Raw genomic sequence first — 25080 nt, 5'->3', positions numbered from 1 at the left:
CGCGCCTCAACCACCCTTCGGGCATTTTCGCCCAAGCTGTCTTTTCCCCGCAGGCCCGCGCGCCAGACCGGGGTGCCCGTTGGCACCTCTGGGGCCGGAGGGCAAAAAACAGCTGACCGGACGGCCAATGTTGGAGCATTGGCCGGGGTCAGCAGCGGCGCTTGTCGGCGGCGTTCGCGTCTCAGGCAGGGGTTGCGCTGATGGCCAGCTACCACCTCTCTGTGAAGACGATCAAACGCTCTGCCGGGCGCACCGCAACGGCGGCGGGAGCCTACCGTGCGGGCGAGCGCATCGAGTGCCAGCGTGAGGGTCGTGTTCACGACTACACCCGCAAGCAGGGCATCGAGGAGACGTTCATCGTCGCTCCCGAGACCGCCCCGGCATGGGCGCAGGATCGCTCCAAACTCTGGAACGAAGCCGAGGCCAGCGAGACGCGCCGCAACTCCGTCACCGCCCGCGAGTGGGAGCTGGCCCTGCCATCTGAGATCAGCGCAGAGGACCGTTCCCAGATCACCCGACAGTTTGCCGAGGAGCTGGTCAGCCGCTACGGTGTCGCCGTTGATGTGGCGATCCACGCGCCGCACCGCGAGGGCGATCAGCGCAACCATCACGCTCATGTTCTGACTTCCACTCGGAAGCTGGAAGCCGAGGGCTTCACTGCCAAGACGCGGGTGCTGGATTCCGCAAAGACCGGCGGTGTCGAGATCGAGCAGATGCGTGGCGTCTGGGCCGAGTTGCAGAACCGGGCGCTTGAGCGCGTCGGCGAGGTAGAGCGCGTCGATCACCGATCCCTAGAGAAGCAGCGCGAAGCAGCGCAGGAACGCGGGGACACGCTGTCCGCCGAGGAGCTGGATCGCGACCCGGAACTGAAGCTGGGACCGGCGGCAAACTCGATGGAGCGGCGCGAAAAGGCAGCGGCGGAGCGCGAGGGTCGGGAATACAAACCCGTCACCGAGCGCGGGGCCGTGGTCCATGCCGCGCGTCAGGCCCGCGCTGCGTTCCGCGAGATGCGCGAGCGCGTCGAGATTGCGCGTGAAATCTACGGGGTCGAGCGGGACGCCGGGCAGGGGCGTGTGTCCGCCGGTCTAGCCGCGCTCAGGGCGGCGACATCCAAGGGCCGTGTTACAGATGACGTGCGCGAGCGGTTGGCGCGGATCACGGATCGCGGGCAGGACCGTGGTGGGCAGAGTGACGAAGAACAAGCCAAGGGCCGCAACTATGCCCGCGACCGCCTGAAGGAGATCATGGACAAGGACGCGGGCAGAGACGGGCAGGCGGCGGTTCACAAGTTGGATGGTCACAACGATCCGGAGCTTGGCGAGGAGGCTGGACGCGAAGAGCGCAAACCGTCCGTGAACGAGCGTCTAAAGGACGTCCTGAACAAACCGCGCGAAAAGCTGGAGATCGAGGATGAGCGTGACCAGGAGAAGGATCAGGAGGCCGAGAACGAACGCGAGATCGACAGGGAGATAGACCGTGATCCGGGCCTCAGTCACTGATGAGATTGTGTGAGGTCTTTTCGCCTATCTTCATGGGGATGCTTGCTTGGGAGAACCCAACGCCTACCAGGAAGGAAATCACGCCGGTTGCCGTCTTGAATTCGCGCACCTTGATCGCATTCTGCGTCAGGCGCGTTCTTGCAGTCACAAGGAGCTTCTCCTTACCGTCAGCCCCCACAGTCCGCATGATCCAAAGACCGTACCAGCTCGGTCCTTTGCGTTCCGGGTCGGCCTGGCACAACACTTCGACCGTATGCCCCTTCTCGGCAAGCTCGCGTAGGCCTTGTTCAGTGATCACGTTTGGCTCAAGGTCGGTTGTCAGGTTCATCGCACACACTGAAAAAAAGAGAGATTGTCTCTTTGTGGCGGAATCCAGCAGTGCATTCAATAGTATATTATTGGAATTGCATGAATCTTAAAACCGCCCCTAGGCTGCGACGATGGCGGGTGTACCATTCCGGTCGATGGAAAGGGCAAGCCCGCCACGTAAGAAATTATGGGGTTAGGTGGCATCAGCCATGTTTGCCCATGATAGCCGGAGATTGTTGCCCGCTCTTTTTGGCAAGTTGGCACGCTTCACGAGACGTCCCGACACTTCAAAGTCATCGTCAATCTTCACGACGAGCAGTTTACTGAAATGCCTGTCGAGACGCACCTTGGTCTTTTCTTTGCTGTTAACTGGCGAGATGGTTTTGATCTCAACAAAGTCGTTGCCTAATCTACCATCGGAGCCTTGGGCATGGTTCTTGTGGAGTTTGATTCCATACATGATCGCACCAAAAAGCTCACCAATGTCGCCGTAGACGTTGAGGTGCTGTCCAGTGTCGCAAAAATAGGCCTCTGCAAGCGTCAGCAGGTCCTGAAAGTAAGGAACCAAAGTTGGGTCAGCGTTTGGATATTTGAGGCGCAGTTCAGCCTCGCGCTCAAGTTCAGCGAGGCGGCTGTATTTGGTTTCTTCTGGGTCGATAATGCTATCCCAGCCAAGCCATTCGCCATCAATCCAAAATGCGTTGTCTGGGCCTAATACATCGGCTGTCATTTGAAACTCCTGCTTGGGAGCAATACCCTAAGACTTTGAAAAGATTATGACCGTCCTTCACTTCCGTTGACGCCTGCAAAGTAGCTATAGAACCCCGTGATCCCGGCAATGCGCCGGTCTCGCTTTGAGCGATAGACAGGGCAGGGGATCGGCGGGCTGATGCCCGCTCACCCCAGCCCCGACAGTTTCTTAATCCTATTGATCCGCCTGCCATCCTGGCAGGTCCGAGAAAACCGGCAAGCGCCGCCTGCGGCGTCGGTTCCGGTCGAGAATTCCGGTTCCTCCCACGCGGGCGAGCCGCGCGGTTCCCTCCCAAATTCTCGCCCTCCACCCGGTTGTCACGGCCCCGCAAGGCCGCAGGACGGGCTTTGCCCTTACCTGCTCTGCCCTTCGGAATGCATGGGCATTCCAAAGATCAGAACAGGAAGGCCCGCCCATTGGCGGAAAGGGGAAGAGACCCGGCCCGCGTCACGCGAAGGAGGGTCACAAATGACCGCAGAGAAGTTTGACGTTTACACCCATGTCACCAATCAGATTATCGCACAGATCGAGGCGGGAACGCCGCCCTGGCGCAAGCCGTGGACCGGCGGCGGGGCATCGGTCAGCTTGCCGGAACGGTTCAACGGCGAAGCCTATCGGGGCATCAATATCCTGATGCTTTGGGCCACGGCGATGGCCAAGGATTATAGCTCAGCTCGCTGGATGACGTTCAATCAGGCCAAGCAGCTTGGGGGCCATGTCCGCAAGGGTGAGAAATCCGCCACGGTCGTGAAATACGGCACTGTCGAGCGCGAGGACGAGAACGGCGAAGATCGTCAGATCCCCTATGCCAAGGCCTATCGCGTGTTCAACGCTGATCAGATCGAGGGCTTGCCCGCTGAATTCTACATCCTGCCCGATCCGCCTCGTGATCTTGGCACCGTGGCCGACCCCGCGTTGGAGGCGTTCTTTGCCGCGAGCGGCGCGCAGATCGACGTGACCGAGGAGCCGCGCGCCTATTACAATATCAAGACTGACCGCATCCACATGCCGCCGATCGCGACCTTTCACAGGGCCGCAGGATATTACGGCACCTTGGCCCATGAGACAATTCACTGGACAGGCGCGACAAAGCGGCTGGACCGCTTGGGCCGGTTTAATGACCGCAAGGCCTACGCGTTCGAGGAGCTGGTCGCGGAGATCGGAAACTGCATGCTGTGCGCGCAGATCGGGGTGGAGCCTGAATTCGACCAGAGCGCAGCCTATGTCGAAGGATGGCTTGAGGCGATGAAGGAAGACAGCCGGGCAATTTTCCGCGCCGCGTCCGAGGCGCAGAAGGCCGTGGATTACATCATGGAGCGCACCGTGCAGGCCGACCGGATGGCTGCGGAGTAACAACCTAGGCCGCTGAAATTATCGAGGCTCCCGCCAGTAGGCGGGGGCCTTTTTGCATTGTAGCGTGATCTTGGGTGAGGGAGGTTTCAGGGTGACCTGTCGGCGGGCAACCTGACGGCCACCTGCCGACAGGCCCTGCGCTTCGCGCGGACGGGCATGCCATGCCCGGATGCAGTGGCGGATGAGCGGTGTTCATGGCGATCAACAGCCATTCGCTGCAAGGCACGTGAACAAGCAAGACGCGGACAAACCCGTCATTCCCGCCTCGGCTGTGAATGGCGGCTCTCCTTGACCAAGTATATGACGAGCGTTCACTCAATTCTCGTTGAAATCGCGGTTCCTTTTTGAACGAGAAACTGCCTCAATCGGTCAGGATACCTTTCATCAATTGCATCTTTGACCGACGGGCGGGCCGCCAATGCATTACGCCACGGCAACACACGCTTATGGCTATCATTCAACAGATGGAGATCGGCATCTTTCTCGAAAGTATCAAGATATCGGAATACTGGGCCAAAGGCAGCATCTACAAGTGAAAATCTGTCACCTGCAAAATACGTCAGTTCTGATGAGCCAGAGCGTGCTTCAAGGTCATTTTCAAGCCGTGTAAACATACCGCGCAGTTTTTCCGTCTCAACATCAAGAACATCATTCGACGGGGCGTTATAGAGCCGACCAATACCGTTCAGCACACTGGAGGCGAATTCAATCCACGCGCGGTGCCGTGCGCGCTCGACGGGGTCAGAAGGATGCAAAGGGTTTGGTTCTGTGTCCTCAAGAAACTCTACGATTACAGCACTTTCAAAGAGGGCTGTCGGTTCGCTTACTTGATCATCGGAAATCATCAGTAGAGGCACTTTGCCCAAAGGTGATGCTGACTTGAACCACTCTGGCCGATCTGCAAGATCGATCCATTCGCGATCAAACGGAACCCCTTTTTCAGACAATGCAATGGCTGCACGCTGCACGTAGGGGCAGAGATGATGGGAGACGAGTTTAAGCTTTTCCATTATGCAATCCTCTCTGCAAGCGCTTTAGGAAGTGGGCTTGAGCGTCGAAGCGCGTAAGCACCATCTCCAAGCATCACCTGAACGACGGCGAGAAGAGTGAGATAAAGAGGATATTCCCAACCGCCATTCTCATAGCCGAACATCCAACCATTAGGCCAATGCGCCCAGGTTGCTCCTGCCAATACGGGAATCATCACAAGTGAAACCCAACGCGTCTGGATCCCCAGGATCAGCATGATCCCTCCAACCGCTTCCATCGCAAAGATGACGTAGGCAAGCGGACCCGGTAGGCCGATAGATGAAAAAAATGCGGCCGTTCCCGATAAGGTAAAGACAAATAGCTTTAGCCAAAGCGAGTGGGCAATAAACATCACGCCAAGCGCGATCCTAAGAAGAGCCGTCGCCATCGGTGTGAGGTTCGTTCGTGTGTCTGTGTTTGTCATATATGTCTCCAATGTGAATGCAGGTGCATCTTGTTAGTGAATATAGTTGCACCTGCATGCAGAGTCAATATAATTGCAGATGCATCTATGTTGAGCTAGATATTCGGAGGTCGAATGCGGGGAATGATCAATGGGGAATGGCACGCAGAGATCACATCTGCCGGTGGTGGTTTGTCAGGAATTGCTGAAGGATTTTCGACGCCGGCATCGAAGGTCACTATTAATCATGCTCGACTACGAGAGCGCCCTCAAAGCTATCATCTCTACGTCGCGCATGCCTGTCCTTTTGCTCACAGGACGCTTTTGGCACGTGCGGTTAGTGGCCTAAATCTGCCCACGACCACTGCTGATCCTTGGCTCGGCGGACCGCAGGGCTGGCAACTGCAATCTGGGCCATCTGATCCAGTTCCCGATGCCAAACATCTCTGGCAGGTCTATCAGGCAAGCGATGAGAATTATACTGGGCGCGTTAGCGTTCCGGTACTTTGGGATTGTGAGGAAGAGGTTATCGCCTCCGCAGATTCACGGGAAATCATGGATGCCATCCTTGCAACAAATGCGAATGGACCCCTCCCTACCACGGCAGATCCCGACTTAGCTGCACTGACCGATCGGATAATTGAGGGTTTGAATTTAGCTGTGTATCGCGTTGGCTTTGCTGGAGATCAACAGACATACGATGTTGCCAGCGATGCCCTGCATAAGGAATTGCGACACTTCGATCGACGACTAAGGGATCACAAGTGGATTTGGAGAGATCAACTGAGCGCCGCCGACCTCCTGCTGTTTGCAACCGGTATAAGGTTCGACGTGGCCTACCACGGCGCATTTTTGCTCCTCGACTTGATGTGGCGCGATCACCTCGGACTTCAGGAGCATCTTTTGCGGGTTAACAACAGACCAAATGTGTCACAAACAGTGCGCTTGGGCGAATATCGCATTCATTACTTTGATGATTCCGCGTTCACAATCCGCAATCCCATGCCGAACGGGCGGTGGATCGTGCCAAGAACATTCTCCATGGAGGTAAGCCGTTGATAAAATCAGAAATGCCGGATGATGAAGCGCAGACCTCCTGGGCGCGTCTCGTGCGTGTCAGTCAGTCAGTTCTTGCGTCGGTTGAGGTCGATCTCCGTCGCGAGGGATTTCCGCCACTTGCTCAATATGACGCGCTGCTTGAGTTGCGTAGAGCTGGAGACAAAGGTCTGCGACCGTTTGAATTACGTCAGGAGATGCTTCTCGCGCAATATAGTGTTTCCAGACTGGTTGATCGGCTCGTGAAAGCAGGTTTTGTTGATCGCCACGACAGCGAAGACGATGGCCGAGGACAAGTTCTGAAGATCACCTCCAGCGGTCGCGATTTGCTGGAAGCCATGTGGCCGATTTACGGAAAGGCGATACAGAACCATTTTGCTGTAAAGCTCTCCCCAACCGATATCCGAAACCTGGCGCATCTTATGGCGCAGCTAGATACGCGGCAGCCGGTGAAGTAGAATACCAGCCTACCAGGTTTCTCTTCGGGCTGAAATCGTTATTGGGGCTCTGACCAAGCGACCCACCGTAGGGATCGAATAGCTGCCATTCGTGCATGGTGCAGCATCAGTAATTATGGGCTCTCAGTCAGCTTTCGCCGCGCGGAGCACCAATGACGGCTCTCGGACACAAACCTCTTGCCACAACCTATGGCCCTAAAACGGTCCTTTTGACCGCTACCCACTGACCTACCTCATATCAATCGCTTGGGTGTGACAAAACCTCCCTGCCAAAAATTTGTAGTTTTGGCAGGTTTTTGACCTTCATGGGAATCTGATGTCGTAAAGGGCAAAAAGCGACCTTGGCCGACGCCCTCGACTAATTTTTCATTGGCCTTGTAGTGATCGGAAATTTCCCAAACTGGCGTTAAAGTCGACTTTTAAACAAAATGAGCCAAGAGTGACGAATGCGGCGTCTAAGACGAATGACCGTTTCTACGACCTGCCCTATGTTCACTGATCACATACGCGAGGCGTTTGGACCCCATGGTCAGTCTCAGGACCTTGCGATAGGTTCCTTCAATGAAGTGATTTTGAGGGAATTTTTCCGGTGGCTCGTCTTGTTTATTCTTGTCGTTTCGACGTTGTGGCCGAACACGGCATCGAAAGTGTTCTTTCCACCTACCAGGACTGGATTGTTGGGCACTACAGAGACCGACGTGAACTCCACCAATTCGAGTTTAACCCGCAAAGCGTAGACGTGCCCCAAGGACTTCCGAGGGGCCATTCTTTGATTTCCTCAGTCTTCGAGAATGAAGGTGACCGTGTAGTACGCATTCGTTGGTCCTTCCCCGATGACAACGATGCGGGTTTGCGGTGGGCGAACGAGGTCCGTATTGGTCAGTTTGGAGACCGCTGCGGTGTCGAGCATCTCATATCCATCGAGTCGGTCGAATACAGTGTAGCGCCTGCAAAGTTGATCTTCGGATCGCCTCGTGCCATCCGCGATATTTGCACAAAGGCACCCACTTACATTGGGGAAATGCAGGTCCGGGCCGAACCGTACGCCTTGGAGCAAGATGGGCTAGATGACCTACTTCGCCTTCTAACAAGTGATCTCAGGAAGCTGCCTGTGGTTCTACTGTCGCCGTATGCACACGGGGAGTTGAACCAAATCGATCCAGCAAAGCTCGCACGCAACCTTGCCGGTGTGGCGGTGGTGGTGTGCGTCGAGGACCCCGAGTTGACGTGGGATTTCGCCAATGAGGTCGGGCGGCAATTGTCCTGCTTCAATGGAGCAACCCGAATCTACTGGCCCGGGTTTTCGAAAGCGTCGGATCCGCGAAGCCACCGTTTGTTCTTCGGGTCTTGGATTGAGCAAGTTGGTTCTGTAGCCGCCGCAAGGGCAATTGAACGGGCAATCTTTGCTGTCGCGGCCTTCCGATACGTACCTGATAAGCGGATTGCCAACCTGATCCGGAGCACGGAAGCTGCTGAACGCCAGAAGCTTCTCGATCAAAAGCGCGAGGCGGGTGACGAGTTCTGGGACGACTATCAGCAAGCAGTCGACCAACTTAAGGAGGCGGAAGAGCAGGTCGCGGATTTAGAAGCGGAGAACGCCAATCTCAGAGCCAACCAGCAGGTGTTCTTTGCTGCGGGACCCGAAGTCCCGGAGGAAATCGCCCATACCGATGCGACCGAGCAATTGGCCTTCTCTTCCGTGGCGGAGGCTGTCGAAGCTGCTGCCATACGATGCAAGAAATTGGAGATACTCGACACAGCCATGTCTGCTGCTGCGGAAAGCCCATTCCAGCGCCCTTATGACATATTCAGGGCTTTGATCGATCTTGATGAAATTGTCGATGCTTGGAGCAAGAACCGAGACGACAATGGGAGTGGGGGAGACCTTCTACAGCATCTGCGAGATCGAGGGTGGGGAAAGCGGAGCAGCATGCATATCTCCGACACTACGCGCGGGAAGTATCGCTCCCATTACGAGTTTGTGTATCAAGGAAAGAAACAGCTGTTCGAGCCCCATATCACTATTGGCGCTGGGGACGCCAACGCGTGTTCTTCAATTCACTTCATCTTCGACCAAGAGCGTTTGAAGATGGTTGTGGGTTATGTTGGAAGACATTTGCCCAATACGAAAACCTAGATATTCTAGGCGAGCCGGTCATCAGAGCCGACCTTCGAGTTAGTGTGGGCGACCACTGCGTCGTCCGCAGTGCAGGCCCAATCAAGCTAAATATCAACGACTGCTTTCAGAAGCAGGGACGTGAATCAGTTGCCGAAATAGCTATATATGTCAGCAGTGCTGACTTATCTCATAATACTTGTTATGTTAATAATGTTGCAAGCGCGGTCATCCAAGTATCATTATCCTACAGGTATTGCCGCGTTGGACCATTTTCCCTTCTCATTGTCTGAAGGTATATGAGGTCGAATATCTTCGATAGTTCTTTCAAATAAGGCTGGTGGCTCGAGCGCCATATTCCAAACATGGAAGACGTAAGCGTCACCAATTTTGTCTGCCGTGTTCCATTCATTCCTAGACAGATAGAAACGCAGTGGTGAGTTGATCGTAGACTTGACTTCGATCATCCGATTCACTTCTGCCCCAGCTACTAAATCATGTGACAAGACATCGTACCCAGCAAAGTTATCGTCCAACCCGGTCCATTCTGGCGTTTTCGATATTCCTAGAGCCTTCAGCCTTTCTATTTCATATTCAATAGTTAGAGCTTCTGCGCGGCGGGCCTGTTCCATCTTCTCAATGTCTACAGCCAATCGAGCATGGCCAACTACATCGTCCCACCAACCGACAACAGCAATATCAGGTGGGTTGTTTAGAAGCCCTGCCGCAGCAAACACGTCACGATCATCTGAATCCAAAGAATCAATGAACCTTACGCGTCCTTGCCTCATTGTCTTTGCCCAAATCGGTTGATGACCAATAACAACGGCTTTGATGCAGCTCTGAAAAAAAGGTTCCCCATCTAATTGACACGCTATGTCCAAATGTGGGTGCAGCTCCACTGCAGCTTCCATATCCAGGCTGCTCGCATCGACTTCAACTTGATGCATTAGTTCAATCAGCTCAGCTTGGGGCAACCCGTGATGGCTTTCAGCATATATCCTGAAGAGTCTCAGGCCCTCAAAACATGAGAGCGAAAACAGCCTTTCTGTTGGAACTGAGCCGCTCATAGGAGTTCGTCATCTGGCTCAGGTGCTTTGTTTTCAAACTCAGAAATCAAGTCGATTATGTCCTGGATACCCACGTCATAATCGATGGGATCGTCAGCTTGCTCTTCATCATATGCAATTTCGTGAAGATCGTCATCATCGAGGAGTTCTTGCATATTACGTATTTTCTCAGTCAACCGCCTACTCACTGACAGATCGATACTGCCGATCTGTGCCGGTGCTTTTGTCCGGTAAACAAATATATTTGTCTCTTGATCTGGGGCCAATCCTAAGCGGTGAATGCGGTCGATGGATTGTAGGTAATGGGTGGAGACGTAGCTGCGATCCACATAAATTGCGTTGTGGCAGACCGTATGAAGGCTGATACCCTCCCCCGCCGCTGCGGGATTTGCAATCAGCACAGAGCAGTTTGGATCTTCGTGGAAGCGGCGGATACGCCCTTCTCGGGTCTCTGGATTGTCAACGAATCCGGAAGAAACGCCCCCATGAATATATACGGGATTCAGGTCAGCTAGAGCTGAGTTTAGACTATGGATCGTTCCAGTGAATATCGTCCATATCACTACCTTGTGGTTAGCTTTTGCCAACTCACGCGCATGCGCCATAACAGCACGTAGTTTTGCTGAATGCCCTTCTTCTAGAACAGCATCTACAATAGAGGAAGAAACCTCAACATAGTCGTTTGCCATAGCATTGAGCGCAAGCGTTGGGCTTACTGACAGCTGAAGGAGCCGCATGACAGATCTACGCGCCCTAAGCAGTTGGACCTCGCCCAGACCCGCCCCAGTCTTGTTAGCAAAATTTCGCAGAAACTCGTCTCTGACAATCGAATAGAGTGCGAGTTGTCCATCGTCCATTTCTACGTCAAGAAACGTCCTGGTGGCTTTTGGTAGCCCCAGCTCAGTTTTTGTAGTCCGCACATACAGATTGCCAAGGACCTCGCGAGGTGACTTTCCAAAGGAAACCTCTTGGCCTAAGCCATGCCCTGGCCAAAGGAAGTCTAATTGGGACTGAATGTCAGATGCCGCTTGGGGCATGGGCGTACCGGAAAGTATGTCCCTTCTTACGGGTAGTGCTGCAATCTCCAAAAGAAACCGTCCCCGTTGGGAAGCAAGGCCAGCCTTCATGCGGTGAGACTCGTCGAGCACTAGGTGGGTAGGGTGCGTCGCAACGTGATTTGCGATCACAGACTGTTGTCTTATTGCGAGGTCGTAAGAAATTATGAAGCGGCTAGCCCCTGAGTTCAGGGCGGCTTCGGTTGCATCAACACTGCCATCTAGAACGGTGAATTTCTCACCTATATCTGGATCCTGATCTACATCTATACATTCTTCAACGATGTCTTTCCAAGCTTGAAAAGCAGCTTTGGGCGCAACCACGATTAGGTGCAGCCCGTCTTGTTTTGAGAGCAAATGGAGAGCAAAGGTAACCGTTGTCTTACCGGCCCCAGGTACAGAGAAGTTTGCCCCGTTGGGTAGGTGTAGGAGTTGGGCAAGATCACGAAGCTGGAAATCCTTCAGGGTTCGGCGAGTGAAGCCCAGAGCAATCAACTCCGCTTGAATGTCTTCCGCAGAGCGCAGAGTACCTTCGCTTTTATTGAACTTTTTGACCGCTTGAAGCTGCAGGGAGAAGGTCTGTAATTTGCTCTTTGCTTCTTCAGTTGGCTCAAACCGAAAATTAAATGTCGATTGCGCTGATCTAGTCGCAAACTCGCGAACAATTGTTAGCGTGTCTGGCCATGATAGCGTTAACTCGTTACCAGTAGTCTTCGTTTTAAAGCCGTGCGACAGGGTCGCTGAGTTCAAACGACTCCAGATCGATGAAGTTACGTCGTCGGGTAAGACTTCAAATTCACCTTCACCTTTGCAATTGATCGAAATGGAGACTTTGGTGGGGTCACTCATCTGCTGATTGATCTCCAGCATCGGATTTCTTTGCCGCCATGGCTTCTGTTACTTTGCCCCGGATTTTCTCAAGAGCCTCCTCAATAGCGTCGATCTGTTTGAGCATAGCCGGGTAGGTAGCTGCGCCCGCCATTGAAACATCGATCGCAGCCAATTTTGAGTGCACTTGCCCGAGAGCTTTCAGAGCGGCGTTCTTGTTCTTTTTGCCCTTATCTCTTTCGATAGCAGTTACGCAGGCATCAATTAGCGTTTCAACTGCATCATCTCTTGTCTCTTCTTCCTTTAGCGCGGCGACGAAAGGTTGATAATCAATGGCTTCGTCATCTTCCTCGATTGAAAAACCAAAATCTTCATCGGATTCGTCATCAGCGGAGCTTAAATCAAGGCCTAGTTCATCAACGACCGTCTCAATGACCTCTGGCGCGAGCTTTCCAAACGCCGCATTATATCCATATACACGACCAGACAGCTTATCGCGGTTGTCGAAAAGTGACCATGCGATTGCGCGGCTTGCATTTTGGAGCTGAGCGTCTTGTCCCGCAATGTTTTTTGGCAGGTCTTTAAATAACTGTTCAGCATCATCACTGACAAGCGCATACTGGCCGGGTTTTCCACGCCAATCTGAGAGATATAGCTCTGCCTCTTCAAGGGCTTGCAAAAGATTCTTGATATCAATCGTCCGCCGTCTTAACTGGTCTGCGACTTGCTCATGCGAACGTTCTTTATTGATCTGACGCCGCACCAGCTGGGCATCTCCAATCCAATCATAATCCAGCTTTGTTTGAGGTCTGGCCTGCAGAGCAGCCTCGATATCATCGATCTCATCCGCAGATGTATCTGACGGAAGTACTGCGCATCTGACGTATGCGAATTGGGCAAACTTGCTTGGATCTTGCGTGTAGAGATCACGCATGGCGCTGAGCCTACGGTTCCCGTTGACAACTACCCCTGTGGCCGTGATCAAGATGGGCTCCCGTTGACCTTCAGCTTCGAGAACTTCATCGATGTTGGCTATCGAGGCCTTAGCTGCCTTAGTAATTCTTCGTAGAATACCGTGCTGAAGTTGTTGAACTGAGGATAACTCTTGGCCCATTGAGAACAGAGTCTTGTCCAGTTCCTTCTTTGCTATGACACTTTGTTGTTCAGAGAATGTTCTACAATTACCCATCCTGTAAACGGGCAAGCTGATTTCCAGCTTTATTTCGGGAAGATCAATTCGATCTCCGCGAAAGTCATCCAATGCGTTTGTTTTGTCTGTTGCCGCAACACGCTTGGCGATTGTAGCCTCGCGTTCAGAGCGAGGCTTCAGGCTGATTTCAAACATTTTGTTGGTCCCTCACTCAAATGCCACGACTAAAATTGGAACGGTAATAACCCGGTCAAAGAGCTTTAGTTCACGGATCACTCTTTCTGCAGAGGCTATGTTGTCACCAATTTCTTTAGCAGCTTCCCGAGTGGGCAAAGCCAATGCAGCGGCTTCGATGCGTCCGGATTTATAGAGGTATTCCAGCTTTAAAAGGTCGTATGGGGCGCGGCTCATATTGCCAGTTTGAAGCTGAAACGCCAAATCGTTCTTCAAAGAAAATATCTTGATCATAGACTCGCTATCGAGCCTTACATCCATCGCCCAACCGTCGTTCAAAAATTCCTTTTCAACGTGCTCTCGGATGGCTCCCGTGCACCTCTTTCCAATAGCTATCGACGGCTCTTCGAATACGTCAGTAAGCCACTCCTTTAGATCCCGGTTTTCCCATACAGCACCAGCTTCATGGTGATTATCATAGGTATACGCTAACTTCATTTGCTCTCTTTTACACTAGGTTCGTAGACCGGCTTGTTCATAGGCCTGGTCCTCAATCGGCCTGCCCGAAGGTCGTGTATCCGCTCCCATGCGATATCAACGTAGCGTTTTTCCAGGTCACAACCGAATGCGTTACGCTCGTGCTTCAGGGCAGCGATTGCAGACGACCCAACCCCCAGATACGGATCCAAGACGCTATCTCCTGGATTGGTCAAAGACAAAACGAGGCGCTCCACCAAAGCGACTGGGAACTGGCATGGATGATCTGTCTTCTCTACATGATTAGATTTTACATTGGGGATATCCCAAATGTCGGAGGGGTTTTTACCTAAAGGATTCCCGGAAATTTCACCCTTGTTTGGCCCTTTAAAGTGCTTTTTATTCGGGTATTTTGAAGGAACACGAACTGGGTCAAGATTGAATGTGTAGTCCTCGGATTTTGTGAACCACAAAATCGTCTCGTGGCGCCCTGAAAAGCGCTTTTGGCAATGCAGCCCATGACCAAAGGTCCACACAATTCGATTTCTCAACTGAAGGCCCAGTTGCTTAAATATAGGATATAAGAGAATATCGAGTGGGAAAATTTCACCGTTGTGGACGTGATTGCCTACCTGCCAACAAATGGAACCGGTCGGGTGTAGCAGCCGAGCAGCCTCTGCGATACACGCGACCTGCTCTTCGATATAGACTTCGTGCGAACGCCGCTTCTCGTATTCTTTGCCGATGTTATACGGCGGCGAAGTTACGATGAGCTTCATTGATTCATCGGGAAGCCGCCGCATAAACTTCAGATTGTTCTCACACGAAACCTGAACATCAATGTCCCGCTGCAGTCTGGTCACGTCGGCGATGTCATTTTGTGTGGCCTTACGGCGAACAGTTGTCTTTGTCATTGATTTTCTAGCATAATTTATAGACTCCCACCCATGTAGGGTGCACTTTGTAGTTTGTCTTGTGAAGCAAAAAGCTACATTTTGTTACTAATATGTTCGCGCCACACATAATATGGTATGCTGTATTATTTCTCCGCAGCACCACTTCGACATCAGCGCCCTAGTAAATCTTGGACGACTGAGGGTTTGCGGGCAATTAGGGCCAGCAGTACTTGGGCTGGCCCATTCGGAGTGCGCCGCCCGTGTTCCCAGTTGAGCAAGGTGCCTTTTGCGACCCCTATACTGCGAGCAAACTCTGCTTGTGACAGGCCAGTCTGAGCCCGGATCTCAGAAATATCTATTTCCGGAACGGCAATCTCGTGCAAAACGGCACTAGCCCCCTGCCCTTTCGAGAATGCCTTTGCTTCTTCGAGGCCTTGTTTGATGCTGTCAAATGCGCTCATTTCTTATCACTCCACATAGCGACGATCTCCTTGCTCAGCTCCACAGCGGCGGCTTGTTCCTTCGCCGTCAGATTGGCCTTTTCATTCTTTGCAAATACAGTGATCAGGAAGATCGGCATGTGGCGTCCGCCAAACACATAGATCGTCCTGAAGCCTCCACTCTTGCCGCCGCCTTCACGCGGGATGCGAACCTTACGAAGGCCCCCACCCATTGAAACGCCAGCATCGGGGTTTCCTGCGATCCAAAGGATGGCGGCTTCTCGCACGCTGTCCGACATGACCGCTTTGGCCCGGCGCTGGAATTCAGGTAGTTCCACGACTGTTTGCAATTTCGTCATTTAATTATACGTCATTGGCACATAAGTCAATGGCTCATCCCTACATGCTCATAAGCACGGCGCTGCTTAACACCTTCTAGGCCACTAAGGGCGCGTTTAGCTTCCGCTTCGCTGCGAAACAAATCCAGCCGAACATGGCCGCCTTGCCCTATCCGTCCCCACTCGCGTTGTAATGCCCACTCACCAAACAAGTTTGGGTGAACCGACATCCGATAGTATCGCGCCACGTTCTTGTCAGCGTCATGCTTTTCAAGATGGATTTCTATCATCGGCCAACCTAATTCTTTGTCTTACGGTATGCCGCCAACATGTCCTCAATAACATCATTGAGTCGCCTGCCCTCTTCATCCCGCAACTGATTCAACTCGTCACGAAGCTGGCTAGACAGGTAGATGCGCCAGTAGATCATATCTTCATTCAGTGGTGGCCGACCCCTTCGAGACGAGGAGGATACGGCAGCAGGTTCTGTTGATCGAGTGAAGCCATGTGCCTCCCCGGCCTTTGCGACAGCGCTCTTGTCTGGTTTGGCACGGACTGCCTTTGGCTTACTTTTTAGAGCAGCCCCGATTCTGACATCGGTTTCTGGTTTTCCATCGTCGTCATCAAGGTTCAGAAAACTATTAGCCATTATTCCGCCTCCAGTATCTCAGCCAATTCTTTGCCGAGCCTAGCAGTGTTGCTGATCGCGCTGGCGACCGATTGATTATGCCCAAGCTCAAAAAGAGTCTTTCCTTCAGCCATCACGCGCTCAAAAGGCGCGCGACGCATAAGTTCGGTTTGCAAGCGTTCGACCCCTGCCCCATCCAGTTCAGCAAGCAGTTCCTTGTGAGATTTTGTGACGATGGCAGCATCAGTCTGAGTTATCAAAATTCGTGCTGGAACGGTTCTGCGGGCTGCACGTCCCGCGTCTCGGATCATCTTGAGGGCTGCGCCAGCGGCATCGCCATCAAGGGCACTTGGACGCATGGGTATAATGCACATGTCTGACGCGGAGGCTGCATAGGACGCCATAAGACCTGCTACGCCCTCAAGATCGACAAACACCAGATCGTGCTTCGCTTCGGCTGCCTCCAGAGTATCAAGGATGCTCCCGTCAGATGGATCAGAGATCACCTCGAAGGGCGGTTTTCCCAAGCCCTCACTTTTCCGCTTACCCAGCCAAACGCGCGCAATGCTTTGACGAGGATCGGCATCCACTATGGCGACTGACAAATCCGGATTGTTCGCAAAAACTGTTGCGAGAGTGAGTGCCGACGTGGATTTCCCGCATCCGCCTTTGGGGGATAGAACGCTAACGATCATTGCTCTGCCTCTTTTTTACGGCATCTTTTATTACGTGACCTTTTATATGTCACGCTATTTTATATTTCACGGCATATTTTATACCCGGCATATTATACGGCATAATAAATATCACGTTACTTTTAATATCATAAATCTTGCCGTGCGGCCCACTTGCGGCAAAACCCTATGAAAGCGTTGTCTGGACTTCTTGGCGGCTCCATTCCCTGATCAAGAAGTGACACTACCCACTGTCGCCATTCCCGCTCTATCACGTACACGTCCCAGCCCGGAGCAGCCCTTCGAGCGGCCTCAAAAGTGTCTGGTCGAAGACTAACTGAATAGCCTTCTCCGAGAAGGGCAGGGGCCGAGTTACGGTTTCTGAAAGATACCATGTCGGATTCCATGCTCACCGAGTAGTCGGGCAGGTGATCAAATTCGCACAAAGCCCTAACAGCCATCCGAAAGTTCCGCGATGCATCGCTCGATCCGCACTTTTTTTGGAGCTTCTTCAGCCCAATCTGCCAAAATTCCTTTGCTCCGCAGTGTTTCCGGGCAATCTCGTAAATTCGCCTTTCAATCGGTTTGCGAAGACGGAAATAGTCAGGATGCAGGGTCAGCACTTCATTCGCTTCAATCGCCTTGAATAGCCATTCAGACAGGCGCAGCCCCCATTCCGTTACCCGCCCGTCTTTTCGCGTCCGTTTGATCTTTGCCCCATCGATCAGGCCGAATGCTTCCCATGTCTCCTCGCCGCCGGTCTTGATTGTGGTCCGCAAGCGTGTGCCGTCGAGGCGATCCAGTGAATCACGAAGAAGGTCATAATCGTGGCCTCCAGTGTGTCTGTTGCTAAACTCCATGAAATCTCGCGCCTGAAACATGATCTCCCGTGAGTAGGGGCGACCTTCATTTCTGGCAGCCATAATCTGGCTGATCGCGAAAATCAGAATGTCCTTATCGTAGATGTTCGCGATGCCTTTTGAACTGGGGGTTACCTCTAGTACAATGTCGCCATTCTCATAAGTTTTAACTTCGCGAATGGGTTTCTTTGACAAGGTGAAGATTGGATGTTCCATCGAAGCCATGTCGCTTTTGATCACAGCATCAGCCACATCGCAGATAAAGAGATCCGTCTGCGGGTATCTGTCCGGTAGGAGAGGGGGATTGTCTTCTTTCATGAGGCCTGCTCTCAACGGGATATTAGCTGCACTTTAGTTGTTATCGGGATATTAGCTGCACTTCAAGTCTTATCGGGATAACACCTGCAGTATTTGGGATAACACCTGCATCTGAACGGGACAATAGCTGCAGCACGAGCGCACAACATATTGAAAACAAATATGAATAATGCCCTCAAATTACACGTAACACAGATTCTAACACATATATAACACTAGCGAGATTCATCCAAAACGATGCAAACGACTAACGATGCAGGCGAATCGGTTAAGTCACTCCGCATAAAACACACAAGCATCAACACCCGTGGTTGTCGTTGTCCACGACGCTCCAAGGACAGCACAGGTGGAAGCGTTGCTGGCTAAGAAACGAGGAAGCAGAACCGTCAGCACCAAAGCAAGAACGGCAGCACCCAGACCAAACCAAGGCAATCGAGTTTTCAACTGCTTTGCCGTTTGCTCCCGTTCCCAGACTTCGCGAAGAGCCGTTGATTTTTCCTCGTCAGCTTTCTTGAGCGCATCCTGCGCCCTTTTTGAAGCTTCGAACAGATCCACACACATCTGGCCCATACGCACCAAGTTATCGTTTATCTTTCCATCAATCGTCGCGCCGACCAGCTCCCCATATTTTTTCGGGTTGGTCTGATCCCGAGCCGCGAACGCGGCGATCCGCGCCTCTGTCGAGACTTCGATCTGTTTGTTCGCAACTGTCGTCAGGGCGTCGATCCGGTTGGACATGCTGGCGACCGCTGTGGCCATCAAATCGAGTGTTTCGCGCAGCTCAGCGTCGGAGAGGGCAGGGAACTCGGGTTGGTCAGGGTCAGGCGTGTCGGTCATGGTGGGTCATCCTTCTGATCACTGGTCCTGCGGGACGAACAGCCCCTTGAACTCGGGGTCCGCGTAGTAGCGCAGCTTTTGGGCAAGGGTAGACGGCTGACCCTGGACGCGGAGGAGCTGCACGTTCGGCGGCATCTGCATGATTTCATCGGGGGTCAGCAGATCGCGCCCGGTGAGGTTGTTGCTGAAGCTGGGATTGTCCCCGGGCTTGTAGCTGTCGGTCTGGAAGCCGGTGGTTTCCTGGCCGATCATCTGGCTCAGCCATTTTGCCGTCTCGAAATCATTCACCCCGAAGACCTGTTGCACCCCGGCATTGGCGATGAAGGTGCCCGCGCGTTCGCCATAGAGGTCCCTGAGCTGGCTCATGTCTTGCAGGATGGGCCAGAGCTGGAGGCCATATCCTGCCATAAGCCCCATAGCGCGTTCCACGGCTTCCAGACGGCCCAGGGCGGCGAACTCGTCCAAGAGGAAGAGGGCAGGGGTCTTGAGGCGCTGAGAAGCGCCCTGAGCGCCTACAGAGGCCTCAGCGTCCCGTGCGATGTCCTGGAGGGCTTGGGAGACCAGAAGGCGCAGCCAGCGGCTGTAGGCGTCCATCCGGTTGGGGGGCAGCACCAGAAACACCGATGTGATCCGGTGGCGCAGGTCCGAGAAGTGGAAATCCGACCGTGACGTGACTTTGGCAATGCGCGGGCTGTCGAGGAAATGGGTGTGGCGTTGCGCGTTCGACAGGACCGAGGCGGCTTCGCGATCCGCCTTGCCCAGAAACCGGTTGGCGGCGCGGGCAATCAGCCCGCCCGCCGCATCGCTGTCCTGCATCAGCTCCAGCAGGGCGCGCAGCTTTTCCGGAGGCAGGGTGAGATACTCCCGCACGGTGGCAAGGGTGCGCCGGTCATGATCCTCATGGCAGACGCAGAACATGATCAGCCCGCCGAGGATGGCTTTGGCTTCCTCGTTCCAATGGGCTTCCGTCACCTGACCCGGCGGGTCCATCACCAGCGCCTCTGTCAGGGAGGCCGCATCCTCGCCCAGATCAAGGCTGTCCGGTGTCAGCCGGTCGAGTGGGTTGTAGGCGGCAGAAGGCATTCCGCTGACCTCGAACGGATCGAGGACGTGAACTGTTCCAAACCGTCGCCGCGCTTCCCCGGCGATCCGGGCATTCTCGCCCTTGGGGTCGATGACGAGGACCGACCGTTCCGCCGCCAGCAGGTTCGGGATGACGGTGCCGACGCCTTTCCCGGCCCGTGTCGGGGCGAGGGTGATCAGATGGGCGGGACCGTCATAGCGCAGCAGCTGCCCGGTCCCCGGATTGCGCCCGATCAAGAGGCCGTCCTTGCCCTGAAGTTTTTTCAGTTCCTTGCGGCTGGCAAAGCGGGCCGACCCATGACTGTCCCCAGTCAGCCCAAAGTAGGCATCGGCCCCAGAGACCATGCGCCAGTATCGGAACCCGAAGACGCCACCGATGAAAATGAACGGACCAAACACCAGCCATTGCCATGCGCTTTCGCCCGGCTGTTGATCGTAGAAGGCGAAGATGAACGGCGTTGCAACAAGTGATCCGAGCATCGCACCGAACAGGACGGCTCCGATCATCCACCCCAACAGAATGGGCGTGAAGATCAGCCGACCGAAAAACCGGAACAGAGCGTCAGAGATGCGGAACAATCTCCGCATCAGGACGCGCCTTCATCATCAGCGGCATCGTTCGCAATGGGGGCAGGGGAGAGGGTGTGCGAGGGAGCAGTCCAGTCCGCGAAGGCCTTGCGATCCTGTTCACGGGCAAGGTTACGCACGAGCCGATCTAGCATCGCAGCAGCACTGGAATCCCGCTCCGCCAGATCGAGCAGCGCCCCGCCGAGGATCACCTTGCGCCTTGTGTCCAGTTTGCGCTGCCTGGTCGCTTCCCGGTTCTTGAGACCCTGGAGCCGCGCCTTGGCCTGGGCGTATCGTTTCTCTGCCCGTTCGAGTTCCGTCTCTGCCATATCGCGGGGTTCCACTTTCAGATTTGCAGGTGGAAAGATTTGACTTACAACCTCAGAGGGTAGAGGTTACCCGTAGGCCTGTAAAGGACAAGGGCGCACTTATGCAAACTCTCCACCTACGGTTTCGAGCTTTGCGTGCGATCTCTCCGGGGCAAAGCCCCAGCCGATGGCAAACCCCTTCGATGCGCTCCGCATCGAAATGGGAGACGGCATCGCCTCTCCCAAACCCTCTCAGACCAACCTTGGCGGTTGGAGCGCATCCCGAACCCTCGCACCAACGTCTCGACCGATGCCCCACGGTGGGGGCCGGTCTGCCGCTGGCGTCTCCGTTCCGAGAGGCGCGGATCGTCGGACCTGACGGTGCCGATCCGCGCCGGGTTTGCCCCCGGCAAACCGCCTGTCATCTGTCCCCATATCCCGCTCCCCACGAAGCTGGGGATCTGGGGGCAGATGACAGGCAAGCCCGCGCCTCAACCACCCTTCGGGCATTTTCGCCCAAGCTGTCTTTTCCCCGCAGGCCCGCGCGCCAGACCGGGGTGCCCGTTGGCACCTCTGGGGCCGGAGGGCAAAAAACAGCTGACCGGACGGCCAATGTTGGAGCATTGGCCGGGGTCAGCAGCGGCGCTTGTCGGCGGCGTTCGCGTCTCAGGCAGGGGTTGCGCTGATGGCCAGCTACCACCTCTCTGTGAAGACGATCAAACGCTCTGCCGGGCGCACCGCAACGGCGGCGGGAGCCTACCGTGCGGGCGAGCGCATCGAGTGCCAGCGTGAGGGTCGTGTTCACGACTACACCCGCAAGCAGGGCATCGAGGAGACGTTCATCGTCGCTCCCGAGACCGCCCCGGCATGGGCGCAGGATCGCTCCAAACTCTGGAACGAAGCCGAGGCCAGCGAGACGCGCCGCAACTCCGTCACCGCCCGCGAGTGGGAGCTGGCCCTGCCATCTGAGATCAGCGCAGAGGACCGTTCCCAGATCACCCGACAGTTTGCCGAGGAGCTGGTCAGCCGCTACGGTGTCGCCGTTGATGTGGCGATCCACGCGCCGCACCGCGAGGGCGATCAGCGCAACCATCACGCTCATGTTCTGACTTCCACTCGGAAGCTGGAAGCCGAGGGCTTCACTGCCAAGACGCGGGTGCTGGATTCCGCAAAGACCGGCGGTGTCGAGATCGAGCAGATGCGTGGCGTCTGGGCCGAGTTGCAGAACCGGGCGCTTGAGCGCGTCGGCGAGGTAGAGCGCGTCGATCACCGATCCCTAGAGAAGCAGCGCGAAGCAGCGCAGGAACGCGGGGACACGCTGTCCGCCGAGGAGCTGGATCGCGACCCGGAACTGAAGCTGGGACCGGCGGCAAACTCGATGGAGCGGCGCGAAAAGGCAGCGGCGGAGCGCGAGGGTCGGGAATACAAACCCGTCACCGAGCGCGGGGCCGTGGTCCATGCCGCGCGTCAGGCCCGCGCTGCGTTCCGCGAGATGCGCGAGCGCGTCGAGATTGCGCGTGAAATCTACGGGGTCGAGCGGGACGCCGGGCAGGGGCGTGTGTCCGCCGGTCTAGCCGCGCTCAGGGCGGCGACATCCAAGGGCCGTGTTACAGATGACGTGCGCGAGCGGTTGGCGCGGATCACGGATCGCGGGCAGGACCGTGGTGGGCAGAGTGACGAAGAACAAGCCAAGGGCCGCAACTATGCCCGCGACCGCCTGAAGGAGATCATGGACAAGGACGCGGGCAGAGACGGGCAGGCGGCGGTTCACAAGTTGGATGGTCACAACGATCCGGAGCTTGGCGAGGAGGCTGGACGCGAAGAGCGCAAACCGTCCGTGAACGAGCGTCTAAAGGACGTCCTGAACAAACCGCGCGAAAAGCTGGAGATCGAGGATGAGCGTGACCAGGAGAAGGATCAGGAGGCCGAGAACGAACGCGAGATCGACAGGGAGATAGACCGTGATCCGGGCCTCAGTCACTGATGAGATTGTGTGAGGTCTTTTCGCCTATCTTCATGGGGATGCTTGCTTGGGAGAACCCAACGCCTACCAGGAAGGAAATCACGCCGGTTGCCGTCTTGAATTCGCGCACCTTGATCGCATTCTGCGTCAGGCGCGTTCTTGCAGTCACAAGGAGCTTCTCCTTACCGTCAGCCCCCACAGTCCGCATGATCCAAAGACCGTACCAGCTCGGTCCTTTGCGTTCCGGGTCGGCCTGGCACAACACTTCGACCGTATGCCCCTTCTCGGCAAGCTCGCGTAGGCCTTGTTCAGTGATCACGTTTGGCTCAAGGTCGGTTGTCAGGTTCATCGCACACACTGAAAAAAAGAGAGATTGTCTCTTTGTGGCGGAATCCAGCAGTGCATTCAATAGTATATTATTGGAATTGCATGAATCTTAAAACCGCCCCTAGGCTGCGACGATGGCGGGTGTACCATTCCGGTCGATGGAAAGGGCAAGCCCGCCACGTAAGAAATTATGGGGTTAGGTGGCATCAGCCATGTTTGCCCATGATAGCCGGAGATTGTTGCCCGCTCTTTTTGGCAAGTTGGCACGCTTCACGAGACGTCCCGACACTTCAAAGTCATCGTCAATCTTCACGACGAGCAGTTTACTGAAATGCCTGTCGAGACGCACCTTGGTCTTTTCTTTGCTGTTAACTGGCGAGATGGTTTTGATCTCAACAAAGTCGTTGCCTAATCTACCATCGGAGCCTTGGGCATGGTTCTTGTGGAGTTTGATTCCATACATGATCGCACCAAAAAGCTCACCAATGTCGCCGTAGACGTTGAGGTGCTGTCCAGTGTCGCAAAAATAGGCCTCTGCAAGCGTCAGCAGGTCCTGAAAGTAAGGAACCAAAGTTGGGTCAGCGTTTGGATATTTGAGGCGCAGTTCAGCCTCGCGCTCAAGTTCAGCGAGGCGGCTGTATTTGGTTTCTTCTGGGTCGATAATGCTATCCCAGCCAAGCCATTCGCCATCAATCCAAAATGCGTTGTCTGGGCCTAATACATCGGCTGTCATTTGAAACTCCTGCTTGGGAGCAATACCCTAAGACTTTGAAAAGATTATGACCGTCCTTCACTTCCGTTGACGCCTGCAAAGTAGCTATAGAACCCCGTGATCCCGGCAATGCGCCGGTCTCGCTTTGAGCGATAGACAGGGCAGGGGATCGGCGGGCTGATGCCCGCTCACCCCAGCCCCGACAGTTTCTTAATCCTATTGATCCGCCTGCCATCCTGGCAGGTCCGAGAAAACCGGCAAGCGCCGCCTGCGGCGTCGGTTCCGGTCGAGAATTCCGGTTCCTCCCACGCGGGCGAGCCGCGCGGTTCCCTCCCAAATTCTCGCCCTCCACCCGGTTGTCACGGCCCCGCAAGGCCGCAGGACGGGCTTTGCCCTTACCTGCTCTGCCCTTCGGAATGCATGGGCATTCCAAAGATCAGAACAGGAAGGCCCGCCCATTGGCGGAAAGGGGAAGAGACCCGGCCCGCGTCACGCGAAGGAGGGTCACAAATGACCGCAGAGAAGTTTGACGTTTACACCCATGTCACCAATCAGATTATCGCACAGATCGAGGCGGGAACGCCGCCCTGGCGCAAGCCGTGGACCGGCGGCGGGGCATCGGTCAGCTTGCCGGAACGGTTCAACGGCGAAGCCTATCGGGGCATCAATATCCTGATGCTTTGGGCCACGGCGATGGCCAAGGATTATAGCTCAGCTCGCTGGATGACGTTCAATCAGGCCAAGCAGCTTGGGGGCCATGTCCGCAAGGGTGAGAAATCCGCCACGGTCGTGAAATACGGCACTGTCGAGCGCGAGGACGAGAACGGCGAAGATCGTCAGATCCCCTATGCCAAGGCCTATCGCGTGTTCAACGCTGATCAGATCGAGGGCTTGCCCGCTGAATTCTACATCCTGCCCGATCCGCCTCGTGATCTTGGCACCGTGGCCGACCCCGCGTTGGAGGCGTTCTTTGCCGCGAGCGGCGCGCAGATCGACGTGACCGAGGAGCCGCGCGCCTATTACAATATCAAGACTGACCGCATCCACATGCCGCCGATCGCGACCTTTCACAGGGCCGCAGGATATTACGGCACCTTGGCCCATGAGACAATTCACTGGACAGGCGCGACAAAGCGGCTGGACCGCTTGGGCCGGTTTAATGACCGCAAGGCCTACGCGTTCGAGGAGCTGGTCGCGGAGATCGGAAACTGCATGCTGTGCGCGCAGATCGGGGTGGAGCCTGAATTCGACCAGAGCGCAGCCTATGTCGAAGGATGGCTTGAGGCGATGAAGGAAGACAGCCGGGCAATTTTCCGCGCCGCGTCCGAGGCGCAGAAGGCCGTGGATTACATCATGGAGCGCACCGTGCAGGCCGACCGGATGGCTGCGGAGTAACAACCT

The 25080-nt window shown here is 55.0% G+C and carries 27 protein-coding genes; 7 read left to right on the top strand and 20 right to left on the bottom strand.

The genetic code is table 11. The annotated features are described in order from the left end of the window. The first annotated feature begins 200 nt into the window (after positions 1-200). Complete coding sequence (mobQ, locus tag DI396_RS16130; RefSeq protein ID WP_110797437.1) at positions 201-1499, top strand: MobQ family relaxase; 1299 nt, start codon at positions 201-203, stop codon at positions 1497-1499. Here the strand turns inward: mobQ (DI396_RS16130) and DI396_RS16125 are convergent. Together DI396_RS16125 and DI396_RS16120 are read right to left on the bottom strand one after the other, a co-directional pair. After that, positions 1489-1821: a hypothetical protein gene (locus DI396_RS16125; RefSeq protein ID WP_386629927.1), complete on the bottom strand. Its 333-nt coding sequence runs from the start codon at positions 1819-1821 to the stop codon at positions 1489-1491. The two genes, mobQ (DI396_RS16130) and DI396_RS16125, sit on opposite strands and share 11 nt — an antisense overlap. Before the next feature lie 180 nt (positions 1822-2001). Further along, complete coding sequence (locus DI396_RS16120) at positions 2002-2538, bottom strand: hypothetical protein (protein WP_110797406.1); 537 nt, start codon at positions 2536-2538, stop codon at positions 2002-2004. A gap of 489 nt (positions 2539-3027) precedes the next feature. On the opposite strand from DI396_RS16120, the gene DI396_RS16115 reads away from it, so the two are divergent. Continuing rightward, a complete protein-coding gene (locus tag DI396_RS16115) occupies positions 3028-3912 on the top strand; it encodes an ArdC family protein (protein WP_110797404.1) in 885 nt (294 codons plus the stop codon). Between the two features lie 311 nt (positions 3913-4223). On the opposite strand, the gene DI396_RS16110 is transcribed toward DI396_RS16115, so the two are convergent. Next, on the bottom strand, positions 4224-4922 hold the full coding sequence (locus DI396_RS16110) for a glutathione S-transferase family protein (protein WP_110797435.1): 699 nt from the start codon (positions 4920-4922) through the stop codon (positions 4224-4226). After that, on the bottom strand, positions 4922-5365 hold the full coding sequence (locus tag DI396_RS16105) for a DoxX family protein (protein ID WP_110797433.1): 444 nt from the start codon (positions 5363-5365) through the stop codon (positions 4922-4924). Before DI396_RS16105 ends, DI396_RS16110 begins: the two co-directional genes overlap by 1 nt. A gap of 114 nt (positions 5366-5479) precedes the next feature. On the opposite strand from DI396_RS16105, the gene DI396_RS16100 reads away from it, so the two are divergent. The 3 genes from DI396_RS16100 to DI396_RS16085 all read left to right on the top strand — a co-directional run bounded on the left by DI396_RS16100 (position 5480) and on the right by DI396_RS16085 (position 8995). Then, positions 5480-6403 (top strand): glutathione binding-like protein, encoded by a 924-nt coding sequence (locus tag DI396_RS16100; RefSeq protein ID WP_110797432.1) that lies wholly within the window; start codon positions 5480-5482, stop codon positions 6401-6403. Further along, positions 6400-6858, top strand: a complete 459-nt coding sequence (locus DI396_RS16095; protein ID WP_162617259.1) for a MarR family winged helix-turn-helix transcriptional regulator — start codon at positions 6400-6402, stop codon at positions 6856-6858. Before DI396_RS16100 ends, DI396_RS16095 begins: the two co-directional genes overlap by 4 nt. A gap of 589 nt (positions 6859-7447) precedes the next feature. Continuing rightward, positions 7448-8995 (top strand): PspA/IM30 family protein, encoded by a 1548-nt coding sequence (locus DI396_RS16085; protein WP_162617258.1) that lies wholly within the window; start codon positions 7448-7450, stop codon positions 8993-8995. Positions 8996-9216: 221 nt separating this feature from the next. Here DI396_RS16085 and DI396_RS16080 read toward each other — a convergent pair whose 3' ends face one another. The 14 genes from DI396_RS16080 to DI396_RS16015 all read right to left on the bottom strand — a co-directional run bounded on the left by DI396_RS16080 (position 9217) and on the right by DI396_RS16015 (position 20698). After that, positions 9217-10044, bottom strand: coding sequence for a protein NO VEIN domain-containing protein (locus DI396_RS16080; RefSeq protein ID WP_110797425.1), 828 nt, complete (start codon positions 10042-10044; stop codon positions 9217-9219). Further along, the gene (locus DI396_RS16075) at positions 10041-11969 is read right to left on the bottom strand and encodes a DEAD/DEAH box helicase (protein ID WP_235851915.1); all 1929 of its coding nucleotides are present in this window, start codon (positions 11967-11969) and stop codon (positions 10041-10043) included. The genes DI396_RS16080 and DI396_RS16075 overlap by 4 nt, the downstream gene beginning before the upstream one ends. Continuing rightward, a complete protein-coding gene (locus tag DI396_RS16070; protein WP_110797423.1) occupies positions 11941-13272 on the bottom strand; it encodes a hypothetical protein in 1332 nt (443 codons plus the stop codon). The genes DI396_RS16075 and DI396_RS16070 overlap by 29 nt, the downstream gene beginning before the upstream one ends. A 12-nt stretch (positions 13273-13284) precedes the next feature. Then, positions 13285-13749 (bottom strand): BglII/BstYI family type II restriction endonuclease, encoded by a 465-nt coding sequence (locus DI396_RS16065; RefSeq protein WP_110797421.1) that lies wholly within the window; start codon positions 13747-13749, stop codon positions 13285-13287. Continuing rightward, positions 13746-14642, bottom strand: coding sequence for a DNA-methyltransferase (locus tag DI396_RS16060; RefSeq protein WP_110797420.1), 897 nt, complete (start codon positions 14640-14642; stop codon positions 13746-13748). Before DI396_RS16060 ends, DI396_RS16065 begins: the two co-directional genes overlap by 4 nt. 152 nt (positions 14643-14794) lie before the next feature. Further along, the gene (locus DI396_RS16055; RefSeq protein WP_110797418.1) at positions 14795-15085 is read right to left on the bottom strand and encodes a helix-turn-helix domain-containing protein; all 291 of its coding nucleotides are present in this window, start codon (positions 15083-15085) and stop codon (positions 14795-14797) included. Continuing rightward, a complete protein-coding gene (locus tag DI396_RS16050) occupies positions 15082-15423 on the bottom strand; it encodes a type II toxin-antitoxin system RelE/ParE family toxin (protein ID WP_110797417.1) in 342 nt (113 codons plus the stop codon). Before DI396_RS16050 ends, DI396_RS16055 begins: the two co-directional genes overlap by 4 nt. A 26-nt stretch (positions 15424-15449) precedes the next feature. Then, positions 15450-15692, bottom strand: a complete 243-nt coding sequence (locus DI396_RS16045) for a WGR domain-containing protein (protein ID WP_110797415.1) — start codon at positions 15690-15692, stop codon at positions 15450-15452. An 8-nt stretch (positions 15693-15700) separates the two neighbouring features. After that, positions 15701-16051, bottom strand: coding sequence for a hypothetical protein (locus DI396_RS16040; RefSeq protein ID WP_110797414.1), 351 nt, complete (start codon positions 16049-16051; stop codon positions 15701-15703). Continuing rightward, positions 16051-16725: a ParA family protein gene (locus DI396_RS16035; RefSeq protein ID WP_073146356.1), complete on the bottom strand. Its 675-nt coding sequence runs from the start codon at positions 16723-16725 to the stop codon at positions 16051-16053. Before DI396_RS16035 ends, DI396_RS16040 begins: the two co-directional genes overlap by 1 nt. 128 nt (positions 16726-16853) lie before the next feature. Next, positions 16854-17882, bottom strand: a complete 1029-nt coding sequence (locus DI396_RS16030; protein ID WP_073146354.1) for a replication initiator protein A — start codon at positions 17880-17882, stop codon at positions 16854-16856. A gap of 273 nt (positions 17883-18155) precedes the next feature. Continuing rightward, the gene (locus DI396_RS16025) at positions 18156-18719 is read right to left on the bottom strand and encodes a hypothetical protein (protein ID WP_110797412.1); all 564 of its coding nucleotides are present in this window, start codon (positions 18717-18719) and stop codon (positions 18156-18158) included. A gap of 18 nt (positions 18720-18737) precedes the next feature. After that, positions 18738-20390: a type IV secretory system conjugative DNA transfer family protein gene (locus DI396_RS16020; RefSeq protein ID WP_110797411.1), complete on the bottom strand. Its 1653-nt coding sequence runs from the start codon at positions 20388-20390 to the stop codon at positions 18738-18740. Continuing rightward, the gene (locus DI396_RS16015) at positions 20390-20698 is read right to left on the bottom strand and encodes a mobilization protein (RefSeq protein WP_110797409.1); all 309 of its coding nucleotides are present in this window, start codon (positions 20696-20698) and stop codon (positions 20390-20392) included. The genes DI396_RS16020 and DI396_RS16015 overlap by 1 nt, the downstream gene beginning before the upstream one ends. A gap of 664 nt (positions 20699-21362) precedes the next feature. On the opposite strand from DI396_RS16015, the gene mobQ (DI396_RS16005) reads away from it, so the two are divergent. After that, positions 21363-22661 (top strand): MobQ family relaxase, encoded by a 1299-nt coding sequence (gene mobQ, locus DI396_RS16005; RefSeq protein ID WP_110797437.1) that lies wholly within the window; start codon positions 21363-21365, stop codon positions 22659-22661. Here mobQ (DI396_RS16005) and DI396_RS16000 read toward each other — a convergent pair. Together DI396_RS16000 and DI396_RS15995 are read right to left on the bottom strand one after the other, a co-directional pair. Next, on the bottom strand, positions 22651-22983 hold the full coding sequence (locus DI396_RS16000) for a hypothetical protein (RefSeq protein ID WP_386629927.1): 333 nt from the start codon (positions 22981-22983) through the stop codon (positions 22651-22653). The genes mobQ (DI396_RS16005) and DI396_RS16000 overlap by 11 nt on opposite strands. A gap of 180 nt (positions 22984-23163) precedes the next feature. After that, positions 23164-23700, bottom strand: coding sequence for a hypothetical protein (locus DI396_RS15995; protein ID WP_110797406.1), 537 nt, complete (start codon positions 23698-23700; stop codon positions 23164-23166). A 489-nt stretch (positions 23701-24189) separates the two neighbouring features. Here DI396_RS15995 and DI396_RS15990 point away from each other — a divergent pair, with 489 nt between their 5' ends. After that, the gene (locus DI396_RS15990) at positions 24190-25074 is read left to right on the top strand and encodes an ArdC family protein (protein WP_110797404.1); all 885 of its coding nucleotides are present in this window, start codon (positions 24190-24192) and stop codon (positions 25072-25074) included. Positions 25075-25080 lie beyond the last annotated feature (6 nt).

The sequence above is a fragment of the Litorivita pollutaquae genome (assembly GCF_003205515.1).
Taxonomy (GTDB): domain Bacteria; phylum Pseudomonadota; class Alphaproteobacteria; order Rhodobacterales; family Rhodobacteraceae; genus Litorivita; species Litorivita pollutaquae.
This window is presented reverse-complemented; position numbering and strand designations above follow the sequence as displayed.